The sequence below is a fragment of the Nonomuraea sp. NPDC050394 genome (assembly GCF_044459065.1).
GTDB lineage: Bacteria > Actinomycetota > Actinomycetes > Streptosporangiales > Streptosporangiaceae > Nonomuraea.
On record NZ_JBITIO010000009.1, the window covers coordinates 52,497 to 77,323 of the forward strand.

The 24,827-nt window shown below is 71.4% G+C and carries 20 protein-coding genes and 1 tRNA gene; 4 read left to right on the forward strand and 17 right to left on the reverse strand.

The features are described from left to right. Window positions 1-12 precede the first annotated feature (12 nt). A complete protein-coding gene (locus tag ACIBKY_RS31545) occupies window positions 13-345 on the forward strand; it encodes a nuclear transport factor 2 family protein (RefSeq protein ID WP_397102265.1) in 333 nt (110 codons plus the stop codon). Window positions 346-468: 123 nt separating this feature from the next. Here ACIBKY_RS31545 and ACIBKY_RS31550 read toward each other — a convergent pair whose 3' ends face one another. From ACIBKY_RS31550 to ACIBKY_RS31595, 10 genes are all read right to left on the reverse strand, one after another. Then, window positions 469-696, reverse strand: a complete 228-nt coding sequence (locus ACIBKY_RS31550) for a helix-turn-helix transcriptional regulator (RefSeq protein WP_184960057.1) — start codon at window positions 694-696, stop codon at window positions 469-471. Window positions 697-855: 159 nt separating this feature from the next. Continuing rightward, window positions 856-928, reverse strand: a tRNA-His gene (locus tag ACIBKY_RS31555). 67 nt (window positions 929-995) lie between these two features. Further along, window positions 996-1,589, reverse strand: coding sequence for an oligoribonuclease (orn, locus tag ACIBKY_RS31560; protein ID WP_397102268.1), 594 nt, complete (start codon window positions 1,587-1,589; stop codon window positions 996-998). A 22-nt stretch (window positions 1,590-1,611) separates the two neighbouring features. Further along, entirely contained in the window at window positions 1,612-2,985 is a 1,374-nt protein-coding gene (locus ACIBKY_RS31565; protein WP_397102270.1) for a DUF2510 domain-containing protein, read from the reverse strand. A 37-nt stretch (window positions 2,986-3,022) separates the two neighbouring features. Continuing rightward, complete coding sequence (locus ACIBKY_RS31570; RefSeq protein WP_397102272.1) at window positions 3,023-4,336, reverse strand: hypothetical protein; 1,314 nt, start codon at window positions 4,334-4,336, stop codon at window positions 3,023-3,025. 24 nt (window positions 4,337-4,360) lie between these two features. Beyond that, window positions 4,361-6,115: a serine/threonine-protein kinase gene (locus ACIBKY_RS31575; protein ID WP_397102274.1), complete on the reverse strand. Its 1,755-nt coding sequence runs from the start codon at window positions 6,113-6,115 to the stop codon at window positions 4,361-4,363. A gap of 88 nt (window positions 6,116-6,203) precedes the next feature. Then, on the reverse strand, window positions 6,204-8,495 hold the full coding sequence (locus tag ACIBKY_RS31580; protein ID WP_397102276.1) for a serine/threonine-protein kinase: 2,292 nt from the start codon (window positions 8,493-8,495) through the stop codon (window positions 6,204-6,206). A 514-nt stretch (window positions 8,496-9,009) separates the two neighbouring features. Beyond that, on the reverse strand, window positions 9,010-9,771 hold the full coding sequence (locus tag ACIBKY_RS31585; protein ID WP_397102278.1) for an SDR family oxidoreductase: 762 nt from the start codon (window positions 9,769-9,771) through the stop codon (window positions 9,010-9,012). Then, entirely contained in the window at window positions 9,768-10,799 is a 1,032-nt protein-coding gene (locus ACIBKY_RS31590; protein WP_397102280.1) for a phosphotransferase family protein, read from the reverse strand. Before ACIBKY_RS31590 ends, ACIBKY_RS31585 begins: the two co-directional genes overlap by 4 nt. A gap of 9 nt (window positions 10,800-10,808) precedes the next feature. After that, entirely contained in the window at window positions 10,809-12,203 is a 1,395-nt protein-coding gene (locus ACIBKY_RS31595; protein WP_397102282.1) for a PLP-dependent aminotransferase family protein, read from the reverse strand. A 72-nt stretch (window positions 12,204-12,275) separates the two neighbouring features. On the opposite strand from ACIBKY_RS31595, the gene ACIBKY_RS31600 reads away from it, so the two are divergent. Further along, on the forward strand, window positions 12,276-12,914 hold the full coding sequence (locus ACIBKY_RS31600) for a pyridoxamine 5'-phosphate oxidase family protein (protein WP_397102284.1): 639 nt from the start codon (window positions 12,276-12,278) through the stop codon (window positions 12,912-12,914). Window positions 12,915-13,444: 530 nt separating this feature from the next. On the opposite strand, the gene ACIBKY_RS31605 is transcribed toward ACIBKY_RS31600, so the two are convergent. Then, window positions 13,445-13,840, reverse strand: a complete 396-nt coding sequence (locus ACIBKY_RS31605; RefSeq protein WP_397102286.1) for a hypothetical protein — start codon at window positions 13,838-13,840, stop codon at window positions 13,445-13,447. Next, the gene (locus ACIBKY_RS31610) at window positions 13,837-16,854 is read right to left on the reverse strand and encodes a glycosyltransferase family 2 protein (protein ID WP_397102288.1); all 3,018 of its coding nucleotides are present in this window, start codon (window positions 16,852-16,854) and stop codon (window positions 13,837-13,839) included. The genes ACIBKY_RS31605 and ACIBKY_RS31610 overlap by 4 nt, the downstream gene beginning before the upstream one ends. Window positions 16,855-17,301: 447 nt before the next feature. Here ACIBKY_RS31610 and ACIBKY_RS31615 point away from each other — a divergent pair, with 447 nt between their 5' ends. Then, window positions 17,302-18,489 (forward strand): helix-turn-helix domain-containing protein, encoded by a 1,188-nt coding sequence (locus tag ACIBKY_RS31615; RefSeq protein ID WP_397102290.1) that lies wholly within the window; start codon window positions 17,302-17,304, stop codon window positions 18,487-18,489. 17 nt (window positions 18,490-18,506) lie between these two features. On the opposite strand, the gene ACIBKY_RS31620 is transcribed toward ACIBKY_RS31615, so the two are convergent. Next, window positions 18,507-19,589 (reverse strand): glycoside hydrolase family 26 protein, encoded by a 1,083-nt coding sequence (locus tag ACIBKY_RS31620; protein ID WP_397102292.1) that lies wholly within the window; start codon window positions 19,587-19,589, stop codon window positions 18,507-18,509. A gap of 55 nt (window positions 19,590-19,644) precedes the next feature. Beyond that, complete coding sequence (locus tag ACIBKY_RS31625; RefSeq protein WP_397102294.1) at window positions 19,645-20,823, reverse strand: DegT/DnrJ/EryC1/StrS family aminotransferase; 1,179 nt, start codon at window positions 20,821-20,823, stop codon at window positions 19,645-19,647. A 62-nt stretch (window positions 20,824-20,885) separates the two neighbouring features. Here ACIBKY_RS31625 and ACIBKY_RS31630 point away from each other — a divergent pair, with 62 nt between their 5' ends. Further along, window positions 20,886-21,824: a glycosyltransferase family 2 protein gene (locus tag ACIBKY_RS31630; RefSeq protein WP_397102296.1), complete on the forward strand. Its 939-nt coding sequence runs from the start codon at window positions 20,886-20,888 to the stop codon at window positions 21,822-21,824. Here ACIBKY_RS31630 and ACIBKY_RS31635 read toward each other — a convergent pair. From ACIBKY_RS31635 to ACIBKY_RS31645, 3 genes are read right to left on the reverse strand one after another with little or no spacing between them, the layout of a single operon-like run. Next, window positions 21,762-23,108 carry a lipopolysaccharide biosynthesis protein gene (locus tag ACIBKY_RS31635; protein ID WP_397102298.1) on the reverse strand — a complete coding sequence of 449 codons (1,347 nt, stop codon included), beginning with the start codon at window positions 23,106-23,108 and terminating at the stop codon, window positions 21,762-21,764. The genes ACIBKY_RS31630 and ACIBKY_RS31635 overlap by 63 nt on opposite strands. Next, window positions 23,101-23,895 carry a polysaccharide deacetylase family protein gene (locus tag ACIBKY_RS31640; protein WP_397102299.1) on the reverse strand — a complete coding sequence of 265 codons (795 nt, stop codon included), beginning with the start codon at window positions 23,893-23,895 and terminating at the stop codon, window positions 23,101-23,103. The genes ACIBKY_RS31635 and ACIBKY_RS31640 overlap by 8 nt, the downstream gene beginning before the upstream one ends. Beyond that, the gene (locus ACIBKY_RS31645) at window positions 23,892-24,821 is read right to left on the reverse strand and encodes a glycosyltransferase family 2 protein (protein WP_397102301.1); all 930 of its coding nucleotides are present in this window, start codon (window positions 24,819-24,821) and stop codon (window positions 23,892-23,894) included. Before ACIBKY_RS31645 ends, ACIBKY_RS31640 begins: the two co-directional genes overlap by 4 nt. Window positions 24,822-24,827 lie beyond the last annotated feature (6 nt).

Sequence of the window (24,827 nt, forward strand, 5' to 3'; positions counted from 1 at the left end):
AGGATCGTCGGCATGACGAAGAACGTGATCGACGGATTCAACGCCGCCTTCCGCACCCACGACGCCTCCGGCCTGGCCGCTTTGGTGGCCGATGACTGCGCGCTGGAGAACGTGGACGGCGCCACCTACACGGGGCCGGGCGAGGCGCTGCGCTTCTGGTCGGCCCTGGCCGAGGACAAGACGCTCACCTGGACGGTCGAGGACGTCAGCGTGCGGGGCGACGAGGCGGTCATCCGGTGGCGCTTCGCCTCGGGCGGCGCCGTCACCAGGGGCCTCAACCTCATGCGGCTGCGTGATGGCGTGATCGCCGAGGCGACCGGCTATCTGAAGGTGGGCATGGGGTGACCACCCGGCCGGTGCGCGGGCGCGCGTCACGGCGGTCAGGCGGTGCGGCGGAGGAGCGTCACCCTGGAGGGCCCCCAGCCCTTGTGGCGGTTTGGGGTGGGGGCGGCTCTGCCGTACGGGGGACTAGTCGTCAGACCTTGAGTTCCACAGGCCTATGGCGGTGACGCGGGAATCCACGCCGAGTTTGGCGTAGATGCGATTGACGTGGTTCTTCACGGTCTTCTCGCTCAGGAACAAGCGCTGCGCTATCTGGCCATTGGACTGACCTGTGGCTATCAGATCCATGACCTCTGCCTCGCGCTTGCTTAAGGATGTGAACACTCCGCCGAAGGCGGTGTCGTCGACTCTCATCCGGCCTCCGTGGGCACGATGTCGGTCAGATCGCCGAGGGACCCCCGTGCTTCCGGCGCTAGCGGTAGACAGCGAGCATAACTCGCAAAGTCTTGGTTTGGGGACGTTGCCGGAGAAAACGACGATGGCCGGTCCTTGAGGACCGGCCATGTCACCAAGGGTGAGTGACGGGACTTGAACCCGCGACATCCAGGACCACAACCTGGCGCTCTACCAACTGAGCTACACCCACCATGCGTGCCGCATCGCGGCGGCACAGGAAAAGTGTAGCGGTGTTCGGGAGTCTTTACGCCACCCGATTAACCGCTGACACGTTCGGCGAGTCCACGCGCCGTCACCGAATCGGGACCCGGCTGGCTGACGAACACCGCGGCCCGGTAGTAGCGCAGTTCCCTGATCGACTCGGTGATGTCCGCGAGGGCCCGATGGCCGCCCTGCTTCTCCGGCGCGGCGAAGTAGACCCGCGGGTACCAGCGGCGTACCAGCTCCTTGATCGACGACACGTCGATCATCCGGTAGTGCAGGTACGCGTCGACCGCGGGCATGTCACGCGAGATGAACGTGCGGTCGGTGCCGATCGAGTTGCCGCACAGCGGCGCCTTCTTCGGCTCCGGCACGTGGCGGCGGATGTACTCCAGCACGAGCGACTCGGCCTCGGCCAGCGTGACCCCGCCGGCGAGCTGCGGCAGGAGACCGGAGGCCGTGTGCATCTCGCGCACCACCTGCGACATCTGCTCCAGCGACTCTGGCGGGGGCTTGATGACCACGTCGACGCCCTCGTCCACCTGGTTGAGCTCGCTGTCGGTGATGACGCACGCCACTTCGACGAGCGCGTCACGACCCAGGTCGAGGCCGGTCATCTCGCAGTCGATCCATACGAGCAAGTCACTCATGGGCTCAGCCTAGTGCCCCTGCTCAGGCGGGCTTGAGTGAGCCGATAACCTTGTCCACCACATCGGTGCCCAGATTGTCGGGAACGGAGATGTAAATCAGCGCGGGACGCTCGCCCGGACCCCGGTCCATGAGCACGACCGCGCCGTTCTCCTTCTTCCACTTGTACTTCTTCTCCTCGGAGATCTTGGAGAAGTCGAGCTCGAACTGCAACACCCAAGCGCCCTTGTCGCCGATCTTGAGCGCCTCGTTCTTGACGATCTTGCGGGTGTGCGTGAGCTGGTAGTAGTTGCTGAACGAGGCCAGCACCGCCCCGGCCGCCGTCTGCAGGCTCTGCCCGTTCTCATAGGGGTAGAGCTCGTTCAGCGCGCCGGTGTAGACGTTGCCGATCCAGTTGGACTCGCCGTTGTACTTCTCGTGCGAGACCGCCTCGACCGCGCTGCTCCACCTCTGCTGCGTGGGGTCGGTGCCGTTGACCCGGCTGGCCGGAGGGACGGTCCAGCCCTCGGGCGCCTCGAAGGACACGCCCGCCTGGGGGTCGGTGATGCGGCCGTCCTGAATGCTGGGCATCTGCGAGGGCACCGGGTCCGGGGTGGACGTGGGACCCGGCTCCTCGGTCTCGGAGGGGCTCGGGAGGATGTCCGAGGACGGCGGCGGGGACTCCTGTGCGGTCGTGCCGCCGGTCCTGTTGACCACGACGACCGCGGCCACCACGATCAGCGCCACCACGACCAGCACGCCCACGCCGCCGAGGATCCAGGGCAGGGGGCCGCCGGACTTCTTCGGCGGCTGGCCGTAGGCGGTGGGGCCGGGGAGCTGGCCGTACTGCCCGTATTGCGCGGTCGGCTGCTGGCCGTAGGGGGGCTGCTGGCCGTACTGGCCGGGCTGTGGCTGGCTGAACTGGCCAGGCTGCTGGGCGTACTGGCCCGGCTGTTGCTGGGCGTAGGGGTTCTGGTTCTCGGCGAAGGACGGCTGCGCGTACTGGTTCGCGCCGGAGGGGGGCTGGCCGTACGGGTTGGCCCCGGAGGGGGGCTGGCCGTACGGGTTTCCGCCGGAAGGTGGCTGGCCGTACGGGTTTCCGGCGGGCGGCTGTTCATAGGCGTTCGCGCCTGATGACGGCTGGGCGAAAGGCGTGGACCCGGGGGGCGGCTGCGGGTTCGGGCCGGACGACGCCTGGGGGTCCGGCTGGCCGTACTGGCTCTGGCCCTGCGTGGGCTGGCCGAACTGCAGGGTGGGGTTGGCCGGGTGGGCCGACCAGTCCGTGCCGCCCTCGACAAGGGTCGGGGGAGCCTGCTCCTGCGCGTGTGTGGCATCGGTCCACTGGTTGCCGTCCCACCAGCGGAGTTGGGGCGATCCGTAGGGGTCGGGGTACCAGCCCGCCGGGGTCTGCGAGGTCATGTCGCCAGAGTAGTAAGAACTGCTATGAGATGCATTGTCAGCACTTGTAGGTGAAGCTCGCCTTGTCCTGCAGGCGCTGCGGCGAGACCACCGTCAGCGTCGCCGTGAGCTTGGCCGTGCTCTTGCCCGACACCTTCCACTTCAGCGGCACCGTGTAGGACGACTTGTCGGAGGTGATGCGCTGCGTCTGGCGGATCTTCTCCTTCCTGTCGCTCTGCGTCCACTCGTAGACGATCTCCCCCGAGGAGCCGTTCGTGACGATCTTGCCGCTGATCAGCACGTCCGCGTCGCAGCCCTGGGCCTTCTTCGGAGCCGTCACGTCGACCGAGGTCACCGCCAGCGGCGTCGAGGGCCCGCTCAGCCGGAACCACGCCAGCAACGCCCCCGCCACGATCACCGCGAACACCGCGGCCGCCAGGATCGTCCGCCGCCGCCGGGCCCGCGCGACCCGCCCGCGCCGCTTGCCCGGTGTCCCGGCGGCGCCGGCTCTGCCCTCCCGCCAGATCCGCTCCGCCGTGGTGCCGATGGACGACGACACTCCCGGCCCGAAGTGCTGCTGCTCCACAGCGGGAACGTGCAGCAGCGTGACGATCTCGCCCTCGTCGCGGTCCGGGATCGGGTTGACGCCGATCTCCAAGGTCGTCCGGTTACGCACCTCCTGGGCCAGCCGGTCGCGGGTGATCTGCCCGCCGGGCAGTACCTCGCGCTGGCCGAGCAGCACGTCCCTGGCCGCCGCCAGCCCGTGGAGCGTGGCCGTGGCCGCCGCCCGGTCGAGCAGCTGCGCGGACGGCGCCGGGCAGTCCGCGCCCAGCGCCCTCGCCAGCGACGCCCACGCCGCCACGTCGCGGTCCGGCTCGGCGCGCAGCCCTCTGATCGCGTCGGCCAGGCCGCGCTCGATCAGCACCGCGGAGCCGTCGTCCCCGATCACGACCGTGCCCGGGTGCAGGGCGCCGTGCGCCAGTCCCGACGCGTGCAGGGCCTGCAGCGTCTGCGCCGTCTCCACGAGTACGGCCGCCGCCCCCGGCGGGTCCACGGCCCGCGCCGCCATGAGATCGCCCAGCGACGGGCTGGCCGGTCCGGCCGTGAGCAGCCACACCTCCTCGCCCGCCGCCACCACGTCGGCCACCTGCACCAGGCCGGTCAGCCCGTTCTGCGTCAGCGGCCGATCGGCCACCACCGTGGCCACGACGCGCTCGCGCATGCCGGGCAGGCCGACCACGCCGCTGTCGAACCGCAGCGCGCCCGCCCTGCGGCCGGACGGCGTGATCGCGTCGAACCAGGTGCCGAGCTCGGTGATGCGGGTGTGGTCCGTGAGCCGGTAACCGGCGATGGACTCGCTCGCGTTGCTCATCGCCGTCGTAACCCCCGGGGTCTCCTAGCGCCTCCTACGGTGCCTGCCAGACATGCGGCGCTTCACCGCAAGTGTGACGGGAACCGCGCCGGACGTCACCAGCCCGAAGGCCAGCACCGCCGCCACGCCCCCTCCGTCGAACCCATCGGAGGCGACCCCTTCGAGTGCCGCGCCACCCTCCCGCGACGTGCCGTCGTCCTGGGCGGCGGCCCGGGGCGCCTGCTGTGCCTGGGAGCCGGCCTGCCGGGAGCCTGTGTCCTGCTGGGCCCCGCCCCCTTCGCCCCCTTCGCCGCGGGTCGGTTCGCCCTCCGGCGGCTGGGTCGTGGCCGGTGGGGTGGTGGACGGGCGGCCGGTGGGTGGCCGGGTCGTGGGAGGCAGGATGGTCGGCGGGGCCGAGGTGGGCGGGGGCGAAGAGCTGGGCGGCGGCGAGGTCTCGTCGGCGCTGGAGCGTCCCGTGATGCCCTCGTCCGGCGTCTCGCTCGGCGACGGCTTCTTGGTCGGCTTCTTCGTCTTGGTCGGCGTCGGCTTGGGAGTGGGCGTGGGCTTCGGGGTGGGTGTCCTGGTGGGCGGCTTCGTCGTCACCGCCACGGGCGGTGGCGCCGCTGTCACCGTGTCGGACGGCTCCGGTGTCGGCTCGGGCGTGGTCACCTCGGGTGCCGGCTCCTCGGTGGTCTCCTCGGGGAGCGGCACTTCGAGCGATGACGCGCTGGCGGTGGGCGTACTGCGTGCCGCCTGGAGCGTGGGCTCGTCGTCGGAGGAGTTGACCACCACGATCGCGACGGCCACGAGGACACCGGTGCAGACCGCGCCGATCGCGACCTTCGCCCCCAGCTTGCTCATCAGCCTGGCCGCCGGTGTCGCGAGGTCGGTGCGCGCCATCGACGTCGCGACCTCCGCCACCTCCTCGGGCGGGGTCGGGAACATGAGCAGCAGCAGCCCGGCCAGCCTGGCCAGGCGCCGGTGCCCGCGCTCCTCCCAGCCCGGCCCGTACGCCTCGACCGCCACCGCCTCCAGCTCGGCCAGCAGCGCGTCGGCCGTCTCGGGACGCTCGGCGGGATGCTTGGCCAGCCCCCGCTCGACCAGCCCCCGGAGCGGCTCGGGAACCTCCTCGACCGGCGGCGGCGTGCTGTGGTGCTGGCGGGCCAGCGCGGCCAGGTTGGTCGCCCGGTAGGGCCGGGCGCCGGTCAGGCATTCGAAGAAGACGATCGTGGCCGCGTACACGTCGGTCGTGGGCGAAGCGGGCCCGCCCGACCACTGTTCCGGCGCCATGTACGGCGGCGTGCCCGACGTGTTCGCCCCTTGCCCGGCCCGTACGGCGATGCCGAAGTCGACCAGTTTGCTGGTGCCGTCGCCCTGGACGATCACGTTCTCGGGCTTGAAGTCCCGGTGGACCACGCCGACCGCGTGGGCCTCGGACAGGCCGAGCAGCGAGCCCTTCAGCACCGTCAGCGCGGCCTCCGGCCCCGTGGGACCCTCCGAGCTGAGGACCTCGCGCAGGGAGACGCCGTTGACCAGGTCCATGATGATGGCGGCGCCCTCGCCGGTCTCGACGTAGTCGATCAACCGGGCGTTGTACGGGCTGCGCATGGTGCCCAGCAGCCGGGCCTCATGACGGAACCGCGCGACGAACGTGACGTCGGCGCGCAGCTCGTCGGACAGGTACTTGATGGCGACCTGCTCGCCGTCGTGGTCCCGTGTGGCCAGGACTACGCGTCCCGACGCACCGGCCCCGAGTTCGCGTACCTCGGTGTAGCCGGGAACCCCCCAATGCCCATACATAACGCCTCTTCTCTGGAGTCGTCAGGGCCCCCACCCACAGCAGACGCTCGGCAGTGTAACCCGTCTTACTCCAGAGAAGTCGTATATTTCACCGTTCCGGTTTGGGGGTTTCCGACGTCTTCTCGGAGGGTTTCTGTTCTGTTGGCGTCTCCGACGGGCTTTCGGAGGGTTCGGAGGGGCAGGCGGGGGTTTGTCCGCTCGCGCTGTCCGCCTTGCCTCCGGCCGACGCCGTCACCGACCACCGGGACCCGCAGGGCGTCTTCCCGGCCGCGAACGAGACGGTTCTGGTGTAGGCGGTCTCCCCGGCCAGGTCCATGGCGTCGCCGCCGATGGTCCGTCCGGCCACGGTGAACGTGACGCTGAGCCGTACCGCCTGCTCGTTGAGGGTGGTGACGGCCACCGTCGCGCTCGCCAGGCCACGCGCGCCGAGCGCGGCGCGCAGCACGCTGATGCGCTGCACGCCCGCGGGACAGCCGACCGTCGCCCGTGACGAGGCCTGCCGGTCGCCCGCAGTCACGGTGACGGTCAGCGTGCCGCCGCAGGGGCGCTTGGCGAAGCTGTGGCTGTAGGCCCGGGTGTAGGACGTATCGCCGGACAGGGTGGACTCCCGGGTCAGGACCGGCTCGCCGTTCAGGGAGAGGCTGGCGCGCATCGGGATCGCGGCCGTTCCGCTGGCCGCGGCCGAGATCCGCATGCTCACCGACCGGCCGGGGGACTCGGCCACCGACAGCGCCACGCGCAGGCGGGTGACGTCCGTGGGGCAGTCGGGGACGTTCGCGCTCGCGCTCTTCGCGCCGCCCGTCGCGGCGGGCGAGGTGGAGACGGTCAGCGTGACCGTCTCGCCGCACGCGCTGTCGTCCAGGGTGTGGCTGAAGGAGCGGGTGTAGCTGAGCGCGCCGCTGAGGCGGGCCGTCGTGGTCTTGACGACCGTGCCGCCCACGGTGAAGCGGGCCGTCAGCGTGACCGGGCCCTTGCTCGTGGCCCGTACGGTGGCCGTTCCCGCGGCCGCGCTCCCGTTCGAGGAGGAGAGCGTCAGCTTGCCCAGGCCGATGCCCGAGACCGTCGCCGGGGGAGTGGGCGTCTTCGTGGGCTTCGGAGTCGGCGTCTTGGTGGTCGGCTTGGTCGTTGGCTTGGTGGTGGTGGGGGTGTTCGTGGTGGGTTCGGTGGTCTCGGCGGGTTCGGTGGCTTCCGGGCTGGACGGGCCGGACGCCGACGGGATCACGGCTATCGGGACGGAGGCCACCGCGCTCGGATCGACCACCTCGGGTGTTTCCGGGAGAGTGGTCGTCGGCGGCGTGCCCAGCTGCGCCGGGCTGAGCGGCGCCGGAGTCTGCGAGGCCGCGACCACGTCCACCGGAGTGGTCGACGGGCCGCGCGAGCTCAGGATCACCACCGCGGCGACCGCCACCGCGACCGCCAGGCCCGTGCCGACGCCCATCCTGACCGCGTTGTGCCGCATCGCCTTGAAGACCGTCCGCGTCACGGACGTGCCCACCTGGGGTGCCGCCACCGGTTGCGGGACCGGCCAGAGCGCCGCCAGCAGGACCACCAGTGCGCCCAGGCGGCGCTTGCCGCGTTCCTCCCAGTCCTCGCCGTAGCCTGCCCTGGCGGCCTCCTCCAGTTCGGCCACGAAGTCCGCCGCGCTGGCCGGGCGCTGGTCGGGGTGCTTGGCCATGCCTCGGGTCACGAGGTCGCGTACGGGCTCCGGCGCGTCGTGGACCGGGATCGGCGCGTGCAGATGCTGATAGCCCAGGACGCTCGGCTCGGTCGAGCGGTAGGGCCGGTGCCCGGTCAGGCACTCGAAGAAGACCGCCGTCGCCGCGTAGACGTCGGTGGCCGGGGAGGCGGGCCCGCCGGCCCACATCTCCGGCGCCATGTAGGGCGGCGTGCCCTCGGGATGGGCGGCCGTCCCCTCCCGTACGGCGATGCCGAAGTCGACCAGCTTGCTGATCCCGTCGTCGCGGACGATCACGTTCTCCGGCTTGTAGTCCCGGTGCACCAGCCCGATCGTGTGCGCGCGGGCCAGCCCCAGCAGTGAACCCTTCAGCACGACCAGGGCCGCCTCGGGGCTCGTGGTGCCGTTCTCGCGGAGCAGGGCGCGCAGTGACACGCCGTTGACCAGCTCCATCACGATGGCGGCGCCGCTGGGCTCCTGGATGTACTCCCACATGGTCGCGATGTGCTGATCGCGCAACGTGGTGAGCAGCCGCGCCTCCGACTGGAACCTGGCCAGCGCGGCCGGATCCCGTCTGAGCCGTTCGGCCAAATACTTGATCGCGACTTTGACACCGGTGTCGTCATGCTCGGCCAAGACGACCCGGCCACTTCCGCCCGTACCGAGCTGTCGGATCTCGGTGTACCCGGGGGCACTCCACTCCATCGCCAACTCCCATCAGGAGGCGGCCCACCAGATTGGACGTGCGATCCAGCGGTCAGGTTTTCATGAAACTACTGCCATCTCCGGATGTGAACGGCTTTACCGATACCTTCTCTAACCGGTCCGCCCACCCACCCCCCTGACCAGCCCCAATTTCACCCCGTCACGTTCACCCTCCCCGGCCCACGGGCACCCAAGGCCCACGGGCACCCAAGGCCCAGGGCACCCAAGGCCCAGGGCACCCAAGGCCCAGGGCACCCAAGGCCCAGGGCACCCAAGGCCCAGGGCACCCAAGGTCCCGGGCGCCCGAGCTTCCGGGCAGTCCGGGCTTCTGTGACGCCCCCGCTCGGCCACCCTGTTCCTCGTGCCCGGCCCCCGAGGCGTGGGCGCCCCACGGCTCCGGGTTGGGGTTCCTGGCACCACGGCCTTCCCGGGCGCCACGGCTTCCGGGCAGCGGGCACCTCCGCCTCCGGGGTTCTCCATAGTTCCCGGGTCCGTCAGCCGCGAAGCGAGGGCCTCAGGGGGTGGTGAGCGGGGTGGGTGGGCGTTCGCCGCCCGCCGGGCCCGGGACGCCGGAGAACCGGTAAGGGACAGGGGCGCGTCCCGGCTGGACGACCAGGATGGTGCCGGGCTCCTCGGAGTAGAAGGCCGTCTCCACCGCCGCCGCCACGTCCTCCGCGTCCAGCAGCGGGAACCCGGCCCCCAGGAACACGTCCCGCATCCCGGCCACCAACGGCGTGTCGGTGAAGCCGGGGCACACCGCCCCGATCCGCACCCCGGAGGCGGCAAGAGGCTTGGCCAGCCCTCTGACCAGCCCCACCACCGCGTGCTTGGTCATCGTGTACACCGGGTCCCCGTCGTAGGCGACGAGCCCGGCCAGCGACGAGGTGACCACGATCGCGCCGCCGCCCCCGCGGGCGAGGGCGGGCAGGGACTCGGCCACGCCGTACACGACGCCGTCGACGTTGACGCCGACGGCCTTGCGGTACTGGTCAGGGTCGAACGCGGTCAGGTCCACGCCGCTGGAGATGCCGGCGTTGAGGTGGACGAGGTCGAGCCGGCCATACGCGCGCTCGGCCGTGGCGACGGCCCGCGCGGAGGTCTCGCGGTCGGCGACGTCGCCCGCCACCGCGGTGCCGCCCAGCTCTTTGGCCAGCCGCTCCGCCCCGTCCGCGTCGACGTCGACGAGCACGCAGCGGGCGCCGCCGCGGGCCAGCCGCCTGGCGACGGCCGCGCCGATCCCGCCGGCGGCTCCGGTGATCAACGCGACCGTACTCATGGGGCCTCCTGGTCGAGCATGCGGTGGGCGCGGGCGATCAGCGTGGGTACGGCGGCGCCGATGCCGTCGAAGCCCTCTCCCACGGTCTTACCCTGCCGGAACCGGGCATGGATACCCTCGACGATGACGGCCAGCTTGAAGTTGCCGAAAGCCACGTAGTAATTGATGTCGGAGATATCGCGCCCAGACACCTTGGCGTAGCACGCGGCGAACTCGGCCGCGTTCAGAAACCCCGGCGCCAGCGTGACATCCCCCGCCACCGGCACGCTCGCGCGTTCCGCGTCGCCCGGATCCTGCCAGTACGTGAGCGTCAGCCCCAGATCGGCCAGCGGATCGCCGAGCGTGGACATCTCCCAGTCGACCACCGCCAGGATCTCCGGCGGATCCCGCCTGACCAGCGTGTTGTCCAGCCGGTAGTCGCCGTGCACGAGCGTGCTCTCCGAGCGCGACGGCATCCGCTCGCGCAGCCGCCCCACCAGCCGGTCGTACTCGGGCAGGTCGGCCGCCTTCGACCGCTCCCACTGCTGTTCCCACCGGTTCAGCTGCCTGGCCAGGTAGCCCTCCGGCCGCCCGAAGTCGCCCAGACCCACCTGCCGGTAGTCGACGTCGTGGATGGCGGCGAGGATCTCCGCGAGCCGTTCCGACAGCCGCCGCGCCTGCCCGGGCGGCGGGTCGCCGAGCTCCGCCCGCGTGCGTACGGCGGCGCCGTCCACCTGCCCCATCACGTAGAAGGGCGCCCCGATGACCGCCTCGTCGGCGCAGAAGGCGAGCGCCTCCGGCACCGGAACCGGCGTGCCGTTAAGCGCGGAGATCACCCGCCACTCGCGGCGCATGTCGTGGGCGGTCGGAAGTACGTGCCCGAGCGGCGGGCGGCGCAGCACGACCGGCCGCTCGCGGCATTCGACGAGATAGGTGAGGTTCGACTTGCCGCCGGAGATCAGCGACGCCGACAGCGCCTCACCCGCGCCGGGCACGTGGGTGGCGATCCAGTCGGCCAGTCGGGGCCAGTCCAAGCCGGGAACGGTCATGGGACCACATTAGAACCTTGCTCTGGTCGGCGGCGCAATGAGGTCCGCGACAATCGCGCAGCCCTTGCGGACGTCGGCCAGCGACGCGGAGCCGTACCCGATGACCAGTCCGTGCACCCGTGGCGCGCCGTGATGGTGGCGTTCCACCGAGTCCAGGCGCACGCCGCGCGCGGCGGCCTCGCGCACGATCTCCGGCACCACGTCCTCGGGCAGTTCGGCCAGGACGTGCAGGCCCGCGGTGTCGCCGTGCAGGCGGCACACCGGGCCCAGGATCTCGACCACGGCGGCCCGGCGGCGCGCGTACTCCAGGCGCATCCGCCGCAGGTGCCGGTCGAGGTCGCCGTGCTCCAGCAGCGTCCCGACCGCCTGCTGCACCGGCCCGCTGGTACGGTCGCCCAGATCCTTCCTGATGCCCGCGATCCTGGCCAGAAGGTCCCGCGGCCCGACCAGCCAGCCGACGCCGACGTCCGGGGCGAGCGACTTCGACAACGTCCCCAGCAGCACGACCCGCGACGGATCGAGCCCGTAGAGCGCGGGCAGCGGCGCCACGTCGTAGCGGAACTCGGCGTCGTAGTCGTCCTCCACGATCATCGCGCCGGTCCGCCTGGCCCATGCCAGCAGCCGCTCCCTGCGCGGGATCGGCAGCCGCCCGCCCATCGGGTACTGGTGCGCCGGGGTCGTGTACAGCACGCTCAGATCCTCGGGCAGCCCCTCCACGATCACGCCGTCGCTGTCCACCGGGCACGGCACCACCTCGACGCCACGCCCGGCGAAGACGTTCCGCGTGACCCGATAGCCCGGATCCTCCACCCCCGCCCGTCCGCCCGGCTTGAGCAGCGCGAGCGTGACGAGGTCCAGGCCGTTGGCGGTGCCGCGGGTGACAAGGACGTTCTCGGGCCCGACCGCCACGGCCCTGGTCCGTCTGAGGTGCGCGGCGAGCAGTTCTCGCAGGTACGGCAGGCCGTACGGGTCGGGGGCGTCGCCCGGCGGCAGGTCGGCCGCCTTGCGCCAGGCCCGCTTCCACGCGGCACGGTCGAAGTCCCGCACCCAGGGCTCGCCCGGCGCCAGGTCGATCACCGGTTTCGCGGCGGCGGCGGGCGGCGGGGGCACGGTGGTCATGGGGGCGTCGACGGCCGGCGGAGGCGCGTACAACTGCGCCACGAACGTCCCCGACCCGTGCCGCCCGTCGAGCCACCCCTCCGCGTAAAGCTGCTGGTAGGCCTCCGTCACCACGGTACGGCTCACGCCCAGCTGCGCCGCCAGCCCCCGGCTGGACGGCAGCCGCTCACCCGGAGCCAGCGTCCCGCCCCGCATGGCCTCCCGCAGCCAGGCGGTCAGCTGGGCGGCGAGAGGCTCCGCCGAATCCCGGGAAAGAGCGACGGGCAGGTCAACTAGGCTGCGCACAGGAAGTGGTCTCCATGAATCGGCATTTAGTGGCCCTAATCTACAAGTCCACTTCTGAGCAGGATGGACCGCATGCTCTCCACCACACCCCGCACCACGCTCGGCCGCGAGAAGCACCGCGCCAGCACCGACCGCGCCGACCTGTACGAGGTGCTCGACACCGGGCTGATCTGCCACCTGGGGGTGGTGCACAACGGGCACCCGATGGTCGTCCCGACCGGCTACGGCCGCGTCGACGACACCCTGTACCTCCACGGCTCCACGGGCGCCAAGTCGCTGCGCTCCGGCCAGGACACGGAGATCTGCGTGACCGTGACGCACGTGGACGGCATAGTCCTGGCGCGCTCGGTCTTCAACCACTCGTTCAACTACCGCAGCGCCATGATCTACGGCACCGCCCGCCTGGTCACCGACCCCGACGAACGCATGACCGGCCTCCGCGCCCTCACCGACCACCTGGCCCCCGGCCAGTGGGACTACGCCCGCCAGCCCAGCCGCAAGGAACTGGCCGCCACGTCAGTCCTGGCACTGAGCCTGACCGAAGCCTCGGTAAAGCTCCGCACCGGCCCCCCGAGCGATGAGGACTACGACTACGCCCTCCCGATCTGGGCCGGCGTCCTCCCCTTGGTCACGACCTACGGCACCCCCATCCCCGACCCGGTCCTGGACCCCGCCACCCAGCCCCCCACCCACATCCACTCCCGCCGCTGACCACGGGCAGCCCGGAGCACCGGGTCCGAGGGAGCGCGGGTTCAGAGGGTTCCCGAAGGCCCGAACGCCCGGGGGATCTCCCGGAACCCGAAAGCCCGGGGGACCGATGGCTTTGGGAGCAGCGCTCAGCAGGAGCAGGGCGCCCAAAGGGCGAAGCCACAGGTGGGGTGAGGGCGGGGGACGTCGGGACCGAGCGGTTGAGGGCGGGACATCGGGACCGAGCGGTTGAGGGGCTTTCCCTGGCTTGTCCCCGCGCCGAGACGGCGGGAGGGGGGACGGTCGTGACCGGCGCGTTGTCGCGGCGGGCGGCATGGGCCACGGGCAGTGGTCAAACATGCGGCGTTACGGCGAGAACCCCGTCCGACTGCCGGCCGGCCTCGCACGGATGCGAGCCCACGACGGCGGGAGGCGCCCACCTGGCTTGCCGTAACGGATAGGAGCGGCAGAACCCGGCTTGCCGTAACGGATATGAGCGGCAGAACCCGGCTTGCCGTAACGGATAAAAGAGCAGCAGTAGAAACGCAGGACGGTCACAACCGACGGCGGATGGTGCCCTCGTGGGGGGCGCGGGTGCGGGAGGTGGTGACGAGGGCGGCGAGGGCGGCGGCGGAGGTGATGGCGGCGAGGGTGATCAGGGCGCGGTCCATGGTGAACGTCGAGGTGAGGAAGTACGCCTCGCTGACCAGCATCCCCAGCCCCACACTGATCGCGAACGCCAGCGCCCCACTCTCCATCGCGTCACCGGTGTGGTCCCGCCGGCCCAGCAGCGGCCGCACCAGCCCCAGCACCGCCGCCCCCGGGCACAGCACCAGGAACATGATCGTCACCACCACCCGCACGGCCGACCCCGCCGCCAGATGTCCGACCAGGACGGCGAGCCACCCCGACAGTCCGAGCAGCAACAACGACACCCGCGAGAACGTCATGATTTCTCCGGCAGCAGTTCGTAGACGTCCCCACCGGGGTTGCTCAGCACCTTCTTGAACCGCTTCGACGCCTCCACCTCCCGTTTGAGCCGGTCGATGGTGCCCTTGGGCAGGATGCCGGGCGTCTCGGTGGCCGGGCGCTGGGTGCGGTTGAGCACCAGGTAGCCCTTGGCGCCGGGCGGGAGCTTGGACATGAGGTTGATCAGCGACGGCGCCGGCTTCTCGACGAACTCGGCGAGCGTCGGCACGTACGCGGGCAGGTTGGGCAGGGCCTCGCGCGAGGGCGGAAGTTCGTCGAGCCAGCTCTGGTCGAAGCGTTCGTACTGGTCGTAGGCCCCGGGCAGGAAGAAGGTGGGCGCGACGATGAGCGAGTTGACGGGCGCGATCCGGTGGAGCTCCTTGACCAGTTCGACCTCGTCGAGGGTGAAGTAGTTGCCTTGTTCCTTGCCGTAGTTGCCGAAGAAGAAGCCGGAGACCATCAGCAGCAGGACGACGGGCAGGACGGCCAGCCGTACGAAGGCGCGCTTGCTGGGCAGGAAGACGGCGGCGGCCAGGAACGCGGTCATCGGCAGCGTGAACAGGTAGACGCGGAAGAGGATCTCGCCGCCGTAGCTTCCCGCGGCGAAGAAGACCAGCGGCGCCAGCCCGATCATCAGCAGCGGCAGGCCGGGACGGCGCAGCCACTGGCGGCGCAGGATGGCGCCGCCGATGGCCAGCAGCCACAGGCCGACGGACAGGGCGCGGTCGGCGTAGGCGACGATCACCTGGCCGGGGGCGACGTCGCCGAGGGCCACGAGTCCGGCGTCGAGGTTGCCGCCGGCGTCGCCGAGCGAGCCGACGATGAAGTTGATCTTGCTTTCGAGCACCTGCCAGGCGATGCCCACCGCCCAGCCGGCGGCCAGCGCCGCGCTCACCATGAGGATGCCGAAGTTGCGGTAACGGCGCAGGATGAACAGCAAGCCGAGCGTGGCCACCAGCATGAGCGGCGTGAGCTGGTGGGAGGAGGCGATCGCGGCGATCGGGATGACCAGCAGCAGCGTCCAGGTGAGCCGCGCGTACGTCGTGGTCATCGGCGGCGGCTCCGCGGCCAGCCCATGCGGGTCGTCACCGGCTCTGATGGGCCCGCGTCTGAACCTCCGCACGACCACGGCCAGCACGATGAGGTAGAGCACCAGCGTGGTGGCCTGGGGCGAGAAGTAGTCCTGCCCGACCCACGAGCAGGAAAAGTACACCCAGATGCCGCCCCAGATGAGCTGCCTGTTGCGGGTCACGGTCCTGAACAGCAGCAGCAGCGGCAGCAGCGTGGCCACGTTGAAGACCAGGGGGCCCCACTTGGCGATGTCGAGCGCGTTCTCCAGCCCCGCCGCCTCGGTCATGAGCGCGAAGAAGGAGAAGAACCCGGGCCACTGGTGGTAGGCCGACAGCGAACCCGCGGCGGGGTCGGTGGCGCCGTGCCTGATCAGGTAGTCGATGACCGAGACGTGCTTCCACGCCCATGGGTAGCGCAGCGTGGGATAGAGCAGGCTGGGCGTGGCGTGCAGGACCGCGATGAGGATGAGCGCGTACCCGGCGTGCCACAGCTCCAGCGCGTGCCGGTCGTTGAGCAGCGCCACGAACCCGATGATCATGACCACGATCGCGATCCAGAACGTCGCGGGCAGGACCGTGAGCAACCCGAGGTCGGTCATCTGGTCAAGGTTGACCCGCCGCAGCGACAGCCCCCACAGGATGGTGGAGACCGGCAGCGCGGTGCGGGCCACGAACCAGGTCAGATTCCCCGCGGCGGGGATCAGGTCGGCGCGCGTGGAGTCCATGCGGCCGCTCATGTAGCCGATGACGGTGGCGAGCATCGCCAGCAGCCGGGTGATCAGCGCCTGTCCCGGCCGGACGTTGCCCGGCCCGGTGACGGTGATCGCCTGGAAGGTCGTGCGCGGCAGCGAGGACTTCACCTGCGCCAGGTGCACGCTGAGCGCCCGCCGCCCCCGCCCGCGGTGGGGGACCGCCGCCAGCGACTTGCCCTCGGCGACACAGCGGGAGATCACGTACGCGCGCGTGGCCCGCCGTGCGGAGATGCCGGCGCGCAGGTGCGCGGAGGGTTCGAAGAGGACCCTGCCGTTGGGGTTGAGCTCCTTGAGCAGGTGGAACAGCTCGGCCTTCACGCCCCCCGGCGGCTCGGCGAGCGTGTCGCCCGCCTGGTGGTCGAGGTCGGCGGGGAAGCCGCCCGCCTCGGCCAGCGCGGTGCGGCGGAAGGCCACCCCGGCGCCGTAGAGGTCGTCGATCGGCCCGGCCTCCTCGGGCGAGCCTGTGCACGAGGCGCCCATGATCCAGGCGAGCTCCTCGGGGAACCATCTCGGCCGCCCCGCCACCCACCGCAGCGTCACGTTGCTCCGCACGGCCAGCACCTGGCGCTCGTCGAAGGCGCGCAGCAGGCAGGTGGACCAGTCGGGCTCGGCGGCGGTCTCGTCGTCGTGGAAGGCCACGACGTCGCCGGTCGCGACCGTCAGGCCGAGGTTGCGGGCGGCGGCCACGCCGCGCTGCCCCTCGTTGTGCAGGACGACGACGTCGTCCAGCCCGCCGCGGGCCAGGTCGGCCAGCTCCGGGCAGTGGTCGACGACCACGATGATCTGCTCGGGCGGCTCAAGCTGGGCGCGCAGGGAGGCGATCGTGACGCGTAGCTGGTGCCAGGCGCCGACCTCGCCGGTGACGACGACCACCGAGAGCGTGGGCACCGCCTTCTCGTCGACCGGGGGCGGTGGCTCGGCCGTGATCTTCGGGATCGGACGGGTGCTGGTGGCGTCGTCCTCATCCTCGTCCTGCTCCGGTCCGAGCAGTTTGCGCGCGTCCCAGACCAGCACGCCGGTGGGCGCGTCGTCCTCGTCGTCCGTACGCGGCCTGGGCAGCCGGGCGACCTTCGTCGCGTCGTCGTCAGGTAAGGCCGCCGTGTCGGCGGCAGGCCGTTTCAGCTGACGTGTCGTCTCGTCATCGAGCGCCTCGTCGGCTTGCCTGCCCTCCACCGTGTGTACCTTTCCCGACCCAGAGCTGAACGACGGCTACCCGTGACTTTACTCGGTCCGAATCGCCTGATCGTCGTCTCGATCAGAGTGTTCCGAACAGTTCGGAACGTTGTTCGATCTTGGCAGCGGGTGGCCGGGTGGGCGAGCTTCTGGATGGTCCTTGAAACCTTCCCGACGGAGGTCGCCCGATGCGCATCCCACGTCCGTGTCCGCTCCGGGGCGGTCAGGAAGCACGAAGCCGGAAACAGGGGCATCGGCTTCGGCTCCGGCCGAAGCGGGAGCCGCGCGGCAAGGCTCTACGTGGAGCCGACATCTGCTGCTGACGGGCCCGATCGGGCATCCCCCTGCCTCCACTTCCCTCGCCAGGGCAGGGGGATGACCCGCGTAAAGATCCTTTGTTAACATGACCGCCCGAGCCGGAGTGGGCTCCGAGCGGAAGAAGCAGCGTTGGACGAGGACGGTCCCCCCGACCCGGCGCAAGCCACCACTGCCGCCGAGTACGTCGCCGCGCTGGCCCGATTACGCCGCTGGAGCGGCCTCACCTACCGGCGGCTGGCGAGCGCGTCGGGCGGCGCGCTCCCCGTGAGCACGGTGGCGGGCGTCCTGGGCAGGACGACTCTGCCCAGGGAGGACTTCGTGGCGGCCTTCACCGCCGCCTGCGGCCTGGACGAGGCGGAGACCGACCGCTGGATCCGCGCCCGGAGAAACCTGGCAGCCGGCACGGGCGAGCAGCACCCCACAGGCGAACAGACCATCACGGGCCAGGCGGGCACGGGCCAGGCGGACACAGGCCAGGCGGGCACGGGCCAGGCGGGCACGGGCCAGGCCGACACGGTCCAGACCGACACGGGCCAGGCGGGCCTGGCTGACACGGGCCGGGCCGGTTCGGGGCAGGCCGGCGTGGGTGGGCAGGCGGGTTCGGGCGAGATCGGGCCTGACCCGGAGACACCCGTGAGCCCGTCACCGGACCCGGCGGAGCCCGCCGCGCCGCGCCGGTCCCTTGCACACCGGTCCCTGGCGCGCAGGTGGTGGCCGGTGATCGCCGTGGCCGCAGGACTCGCGGTCGCGCTCCTGTTCGCCCCGACGCTCATCAGAGGCGTGGGCGACATGCTGGAAGGCCGCGCCGCTGCCAGCCAGAGCGCCACCGCGCAGTCCCCGCGGGACGGCTGGTACCAGATCGTCCCCTCACACGTCGCCGACCGCGGCCTGTGCGTGGGCGAGGGCCGCGAACGCTCGGGCAGGACCGACCGCCCGCTGGCCGTCCAGACCTCCTGCGCGGCCGAGGGCCCGGCCACCCTTCTCAAGACCCTCGGCCCCGGCGTCTACGAGATCCAGTGGCACCATCCCAAGCAGGGCGTCGGCTGCCTGGGCGTGGACGGCGCCTACCTGGGAGACGAGGCCCTGCTCGCCCCCAGCGGCTGCATCGCCGCCGCCCACCAGCGCTTCCTGCTGGAGCGCGATCGCAACGGGTTCAGGCTGCGTCCCGTCCACAGCGGCAAATGCCTCGGTGCCCTGTACGGCGAAGCCGACATCCACCCCGGCGCCGAGATCGCCCAGCTCGCCTGCTCCGGCAAACGCGACCAGATCTTCCGCTTCGAGCCCGTGGAACGCCCGACCTGGGCGGAGTCCGGCTAGACGACCCCGGGGCCCGGTTAGGACCCGGGCCGGGTGACGGCGGTGGGCAGGCTCTGCCGTACGTAGGCCGCCTTCCCCGCCTGCCCGAACTCGGTCAGCGTGCCGGGCCCGGTGAGCGTGAAGTCGCAGCCGTCGGCGTCCACGGCGTTCCACTGGACGACCGCCTTGATGTTGGGCAGGTCTTCCAGCACACCGGGCACGTCGGCGTACCAGCGCCCGCGGGCCCGGTCGTCGCGCACGTTGTGCTCGCTGCCGTACTCGCTCAGGATGAACGGCTTCTTGCCGAACCCGTTGCTCACGAACCAGTCGTAGGTCGGCTTGATCGTCGTCCTGAAGTCCTGCCAATCGGCGTTACGGCAGCGGGCGAAGTTGTAGGGGTCGTAGCTGACCCAGTCGACGTAGTCGTCGCCCGGGTAGAAGGCCTTCCAGCGGTGACGGAACGGGTAGTAGCCGGTGACGCCCCACACCCAGGCCACGTTGGTGACGCCGAGGGTGCGGAAGCGGTCGACGATGTGCCGGTACGCGGCCACGTAGTCGGCGGGAGCTCCCGCGTTCTTGCGCATCTCCATCTCGCCGTCGAAGCCCAGCAGGACGGGCTTGCCGTACTCCTTGATGCGCCGCGCCTGGGGGTCGATGACGCTGTGGTCGGCCTCGCCGCGGGCGATGTTGGCCCAGGGGATGTTGTCGGAGGTGTTCCAGCGTTCGGACTCCCAGCCGAGCAGCAGGAGCCGGTCGCGGCCGAGCTGGGGCTCGTCGTCGCGCAGCATCTGGCCGTTGGGCGTCTCGGACATGTCGTGGTAGGCGAACACGACGTCGAACTTCCTGCCCACCTGGCGCTCCAGCGTGGTGACCGAGTTGAGCAGGCCACCGCTGGCCGGCGGGGTGTAGATGCCCCACCAGGCGCCGCACGCGGGGCCCTGCTTGAGCGTGGCGGGGGAGCTACACGGGCGGCCGCCGTCGGCGCCCGCCTCCGGATCGGAGTAGGACGTGACGTACACGATGGTCCCGGTGGCGAGGACGGCGAGGCCGACGACCAGACTCCACAGGACCCGGCGGCTCTTGCGGGGCACGGCGTGCTTTCCCGCCGATTCCTGAGGCATGGGTGCTCCGTACGGATGATGCGTGAATCGGCCTCCAGTGTAGGGAGGGCCGCCTTCAATCGGCTGTACTGACGGCCGGCCGTACCGGCGCGGCGAGGGTGCGCAGCACGGGCAGCGCGCGGGCCGCCTGGAGCGGGTCGACGGGCAGCACGTGGCGGGTCCACCAGGAGGCCACCTCGGGGGTGGGGCCGGGCTCGGTCAGTGGCGCGCCGAAGTCCTCGTCCAGCGGCGGCGTGTACAGCGCGGTGGTGATCACGCCGCGCCGTTCCAGCGCGCGTATCGCCTCGTCACGCTCCTCCACCAGCAGCGGTACGCGGAAGAGCGGCTGGTCGGCCAGTTCCCGCACCGGCGGGGCGGTCACGGGCAGCCCTGCCAGCATCCGCACGCCCGCCACGCGCCCGGCCCGCTCGCGCTCGGCGGTGCGCTGGCGGGCGGCGGCGAACCGGCGCTGCACGGCTCCGTGGGCGTTGCGGTAGCCGCCGGAGCCGACGGACATCCACCGGTCGAAGGCGGGCAGGTCCTCGGCGCCCACGGCGGCCAGGTCGCGGGCGCGCGAGTCGTCGCTGACGTAGGTGGCCTCGATGCCGAGCGCGCGGGCCAGCCGCCAGGCCGGGGTGCTCAGGCGCAACGCGTAGACGGCGTCGCGCAGGAGAGGGGCGGCGATGGTCCGCAGCTCACCCGCGGTGGAGGGAGCGAGCAGCAGCCGGTCGCGCAGGTCCGCGGCCCGCCGGGCGGCCTCGGCCTCGCGCAGCAGCAGAACGCCGCCGGAGCCCGCCCGCGCGTGCTTGGACAGGCTGAAGGCCGCCGCCGCGCCGAACGTGCCCACGTGCCGTTCGCCGAGCCGGGTCTGGAAGGCGTGGGCGCAGTCCTCGACCAGGACCACGCCCCTGGCCGCGCACTCGGCGGCCAGGCGGTCGATCTGGCCTGGCAGGCCGTACATGTGCGTGGCGACGACCGCGCCGATCCCGGTCCAGTCGACGCGCTCGGCGTCGATGGTCGCGTCGTCCGGCGAGACGGGCGCCATGACCGGGCGCAGCCCGGCGGCGACCGCCGCGAAGAGCACGGTCTCGCAGTTGACCGGGGACATCAGCACCCGCTGCCCGCGCTCCACGAGAGCACGAAACGCGAGGTAGAGCCCGAGCCTGGCGGAGGGCAGGTATACGCCGTGCAGACCGGTCCGCTGAACCAGCGGCGCGATCAGGACATCGTCCCGTTTTCCCTGGTTCTTCGGCACTCATGGAACGATACGCTGTAACTTCAGCGATCGCAGGTCTTGTCTCTCAAGGCGGTCTATCCATGGAGTCTGGCACGTGGCCCGAAGTGGGCGTCGTGGTGTGTACGCGCGGTGACCGGCCGGAGATGATCAGAGACACACTCAAGGGCATCACCTCCCAGGACTATCCGGGCCAGGTCACCACCGTCGTCGTGTTCGACGGCGGCGATCCCGATCCCGAGCTCGCCTCCGACGACCCCGCCCGCCCGGTCCGGCTGGTCAGGAACGAGCGCTCGCGCGGCCTGCCCGCCGCCCGCAACAGCGGCATCCTCGCCCACGCCGGGAGCGTCGAGTGGGTCGCCTTCTGCGACGACGACGACACCTGGCTGCCCACGAAGATCACCGCGCAGGTGCGCGCGGTCCAGAAGCATCCCGACGCCGTCTTCGCCACCTGCGGCTCGCTCATCGTCCACGACGACTGGACCCGCCACATCCACCTGGAGAAGGAGCGGGTCCCCTTCGCCGACCTGCTCGACGGGCGCCAGCCCGCCATGCACCCCTCCGGGTTCCTCGCCCGCCGCTCCGCCCTGACCGGCGAGGCCGTCGGCCTGTTCTCCGAGACGATCCCCAGCGGCTACGGCGAGGACTACGAGATGCTCCTGCGCGCCGCCAGGTGCGCTCCCATCGTGCACGTGCCGGAGGAGCACCTCCACGTCCGCATGCACGCCCAGTCGCACTTCGCCGGACGCTGGGACGTCATCGCCGAAGCCCTGCAGTGGCTGCTGGAGCGCTACCCGGAGATCAAGACCTCCCGCAAGGGCTACTCCCGCCTGGCCGGGCAGGTCGCCTTCACCCGCGTCGCGGTGGGCCGCCGCTCGGAAGCGCTGCGCTGGTCGATGCGGGCCTTCACCACCGACCCGCGCGAGATCAGGTCGTACGGCGTCGCCGCCATCGCCCTGCTACGCCTGAGCCCCACCTGGGTCGTCCGGCGGATGGAGGCGCGCGGCCTGGGCGCGCCCTGAGGCGATCCGCCACAGCCCCGGCAGCACCGCCAGCGCGGTGATCGTCTGGCTGGCCAGAATCGCGAGGCCCACCCCGGTGATCCCGTGGACGGGCAGGAGCAGCTGCGCCCCGCCGATCGCCATCACGGCCATCCCGAACTGCACGAACACGATCATCCCCGCCCGCCGCAGCGCCCGCAGCGCGCCCAGGTAGAGCTCGACCACGGCGCGGGGCAGCGCCGCCAGCGCGATCAGCCGCATGAGGTCGGTGGCGTGCTGCGCGTACCCCTCGCCGAACAGCAGCAGCGCCACCGGCGCCAGCAGCGTCGCCACGACGACCAGCGGCGTCAGAATGAGGAACGTGCGCCGCAGCGCCCTGCGGCAGTTGTCGGCCAGCGCCGCCTTGTCGAAGGCGCCCTCCACGGTCAGCGAGGAGGCCATCGTGTAGCTGAGCATCTCCAGCATGGCGCCGAGGGTGATGGTCAGCCCGTAGTAGGCGTTCATCTCCTTGGAGACCTGGGCCGCGACCAGCACGGGCACGCCGTAGTTGAACAGCAGCGTGAAGATCGAGCCGGCGTAGTCGCCGGCCAGGAAGCGGCCGATCTGGCGCGGGGGCGGCAGCCTCTTGTCCGCGGTGAGCCGGGCGTGCTGGGGGATCAGCTTGCGGAAGACGGCCGTGTTGAGGCACAGGGAGACGATGAGGCCGGGAGCGATCCAGGCCAGGAAGACCGCCCAGGAGACCGAGACGCCGGCCGAGTTGCCCAGCAGTACGGCGCACACGGCCAGAACGCCGAAGCGGACCACCCAGAAGACCAGGTTGGCCACCGGCACCCAGGGGGCCTTGCGCAGGCCGGTCAGCACCACGTCCTGCAGCGTGCAGATGCTCCAGACGATCACCATGACCGTGAAGACCAGCCCGGCGGTCCAGCCGGACAGCAGGCTGTAGGTCTCGCCCCAGCTGGTCAGCGTGAGCAGGAAGACCGCGCAGCCGGCGACGGCCAGGCCGGTGGCGGCGCCGTAGACGGTGCCGACGAAGCGGGCGGTGTTCCGGCCGGCCTCGGGGACGAAGCGGGCGACCGTACCGACGAAGCCGAAGGAGGTGATCGCGGCCAGGAACCTCATCGCGGCCAGGATGGCCATGCCGACACCGACGTCCTTCTCGTCGAAGACGCGCGCGGTCACGGTCCAGTAGGCCAGCCCGATGACGGCGCCCGCGCCGGCGTTGAGCATGAGGGAGTAGGCGCTGCGCAGCAGCGGGTCGTTGAGGTCGGCGGGCAGGAACCTCTTCAGGCCGCGCTCAGCCACCGGGGGACACCTGCCGCATCGCGTAACGCGCGCGGCGGACGATCGCGTAGCCCTTGGTCAGCGTACGTTCCCTCAGGTAGATGAGCGGCACGCCGCGGCCCTCGACGGCGCGGCGGAAGCGGTCCATGCTGGTGCGCCTGGCCACGGTCAGCCGCGGTACGGCCAGCACGTCGTGCCGGTCGGCGGCGATGGCGTTGCTGACCGCGCAGGCGGCGAAGTATCCGGCCTTGCGCACCTCGCGGCGCACCCGCGCGCTGGAGTAGCCGTAGGGGTATGCCATGGTCACGACGGGCGTGCCCACCTTGTCCTCCAGCAGGCCCTTGTTCCTGCGCAGCTCCTGGCGGAGCTCGGCGTCGGCCAGCTGGTCGAGCTGCGGATGGCTGTGGCTGTGGCCGCCGATCTCGATGCCGCTGGCGGCGGCCTCGCGGGCCTGGCCCCAGGTGAGCATGTCGTCCAGCGGGCGGCCCGCCGCGTCCTTGCCGGCGTCGGCCAGCCAGCCGCTGGTGACGAAGATCGTGGCGGGCATCCGGCGCCGCTCCAGGACGGGCAGCGCGTGGGAGTGGAAGTCGGCGTACCCGTCGTCGAAGGTGATCACGACCGCCTTCTGGGGCACCTGGTTGTGGTTGAGCGCCGCGACGAGGTCGGCGAAGGTCATCGGGGTGTACCCGCCGTCGGCCAGGTACGCCACCTGCTCGGCGAAGTCACCGGGTCGTACGGCCAGCGGCCTGGTCGCCTCGTTGGGCCGGTCGGTGACCGAGTGGTACATCAGGATCGGCACCCGGATCATCGCAGCCTCCAGGAGCCGACGGCGTAGCCCCACGCGGTCCAGGCCAGCCCGATGACGATCGCCCCGGCCCGGCCGAGCCCGCCCGGGTCGCCGCGCAGCGCCTCGCCCAGGCCGCGCAGGGCGCCCTTGGGCAGTGCCTTGAGCGCGTGGGCGCGCTCGCTGGACAGGCCGTCCTGCGTGCCCACCTCGCGGGTGACCAGCGCCTTGGACAGCCCTTCCGCGTAGCAGCGGGAGCGGAAGTAGGAGAACGTCTCGCGCTGCCTGGGCACCTTGTGGCCGATCAGCGCCCGCGGCTCGAACAACATGACCGACCCGGGCCTGCGCTGGGTCAGCCGGATGCAGAACTCGGTCTCCTCGCAGCCCAGCGGCCTGCTCTTGCGCCCCTGGACGCTTCGGCCGATGCCGCTGTGGAAGCCGCCGACTCCGGTGACGGCCTCGCGTAGGAAGGCGGCGTTGCCGCCCATGACGTTGCGGACCGGAGCCCGGACCGCCGGCATGCCCCGGTAGCTGCAGCCGACGGTCCAGTCGAACTCGTGCGGGAACCACCGCGGACGTCGCTCCGACGCCCACAGCGGATCCGTACGCCCGCCGACGCCGACCACCCCCGGTTCCTGGAAGCCCTCCTCCAAAGCCTCCAGCCAGCCGGGATCGGCCACCGCGTCGTCGTCGAGGTAGGCGACGATGTCACCGCCGGCGACATCGGCACCGGTGTTCTTGCCGCCCGACAGGCCCTGCTCGTGGGAGTTCTCCACGACGACGGCCTTCGGGTAGGCCCGGGTGAGCTTGAGGTGCAGGCCGGGGTTGTGGTCGACGACGAGGATCAGCTCGTGTGCCTTGCGGCGCTGGTTCTCGATCGACTCCACTGCCTGCCTGATGTCCTCCCAGCGCTCCTCGGTGTAGACGCAGATGACGACGGATGTAAGCACGGGTGG

Excerpts from the sequence above, each read along its gene's own strand:
- orn (WP_397102268.1), bottom strand. The coding sequence starts at position 1,589 with ATGAGTGACTTGCTCGTATGGATCGACTGCGAGATGACCGGCCTCGAC.
- ACIBKY_RS31545 (WP_397102265.1), top strand. The coding sequence starts at position 13 with ATGACGAAGAACGTGATCGACGGATTCAACGCCGCCTTCCGCACCCAC.
- ACIBKY_RS31580 (WP_397102276.1), bottom strand. The coding sequence starts at position 8,495 with ATGGAGTGGAGTGCCCCCGGGTACACCGAGATCCGACAGCTCGGTACG.
- ACIBKY_RS31600 (WP_397102284.1), top strand. The coding sequence starts at position 12,276 with ATGCTCTCCACCACACCCCGCACCACGCTCGGCCGCGAGAAGCACCGC.
- ACIBKY_RS31630 (WP_397102296.1), top strand. The coding sequence starts at position 20,886 with ATGGAGTCTGGCACGTGGCCCGAAGTGGGCGTCGTGGTGTGTACGCGC.
- ACIBKY_RS31640 (WP_397102299.1), bottom strand. The coding sequence starts at position 23,895 with ATGATCCGGGTGCCGATCCTGATGTACCACTCGGTCACCGACCGGCCC.
- ACIBKY_RS31565 (WP_397102270.1), bottom strand. The coding sequence starts at position 2,985 with ATGACCTCGCAGACCCCGGCGGGCTGGTACCCCGACCCCTACGGATCG.
- ACIBKY_RS31590 (WP_397102280.1), bottom strand. The coding sequence starts at position 10,799 with ATGACCGTTCCCGGCTTGGACTGGCCCCGACTGGCCGACTGGATCGCC.
- ACIBKY_RS31605 (WP_397102286.1), bottom strand. The coding sequence starts at position 13,840 with ATGACGTTCTCGCGGGTGTCGTTGTTGCTGCTCGGACTGTCGGGGTGG.
- ACIBKY_RS31620 (WP_397102292.1), bottom strand. The coding sequence starts at position 19,589 with ATGCCTCAGGAATCGGCGGGAAAGCACGCCGTGCCCCGCAAGAGCCGC.
- ACIBKY_RS31575 (WP_397102274.1), bottom strand. The coding sequence starts at position 6,115 with ATGTATGGGCATTGGGGGGTTCCCGGCTACACCGAGGTACGCGAACTC.
- ACIBKY_RS31550 (WP_184960057.1), bottom strand. The coding sequence starts at position 696 with ATGAGAGTCGACGACACCGCCTTCGGCGGAGTGTTCACATCCTTAAGC.
- ACIBKY_RS31570 (WP_397102272.1), bottom strand. The coding sequence starts at position 4,336 with ATGAGCAACGCGAGCGAGTCCATCGCCGGTTACCGGCTCACGGACCAC.
- ACIBKY_RS31585 (WP_397102278.1), bottom strand. The coding sequence starts at position 9,771 with ATGAGTACGGTCGCGTTGATCACCGGAGCCGCCGGCGGGATCGGCGCG.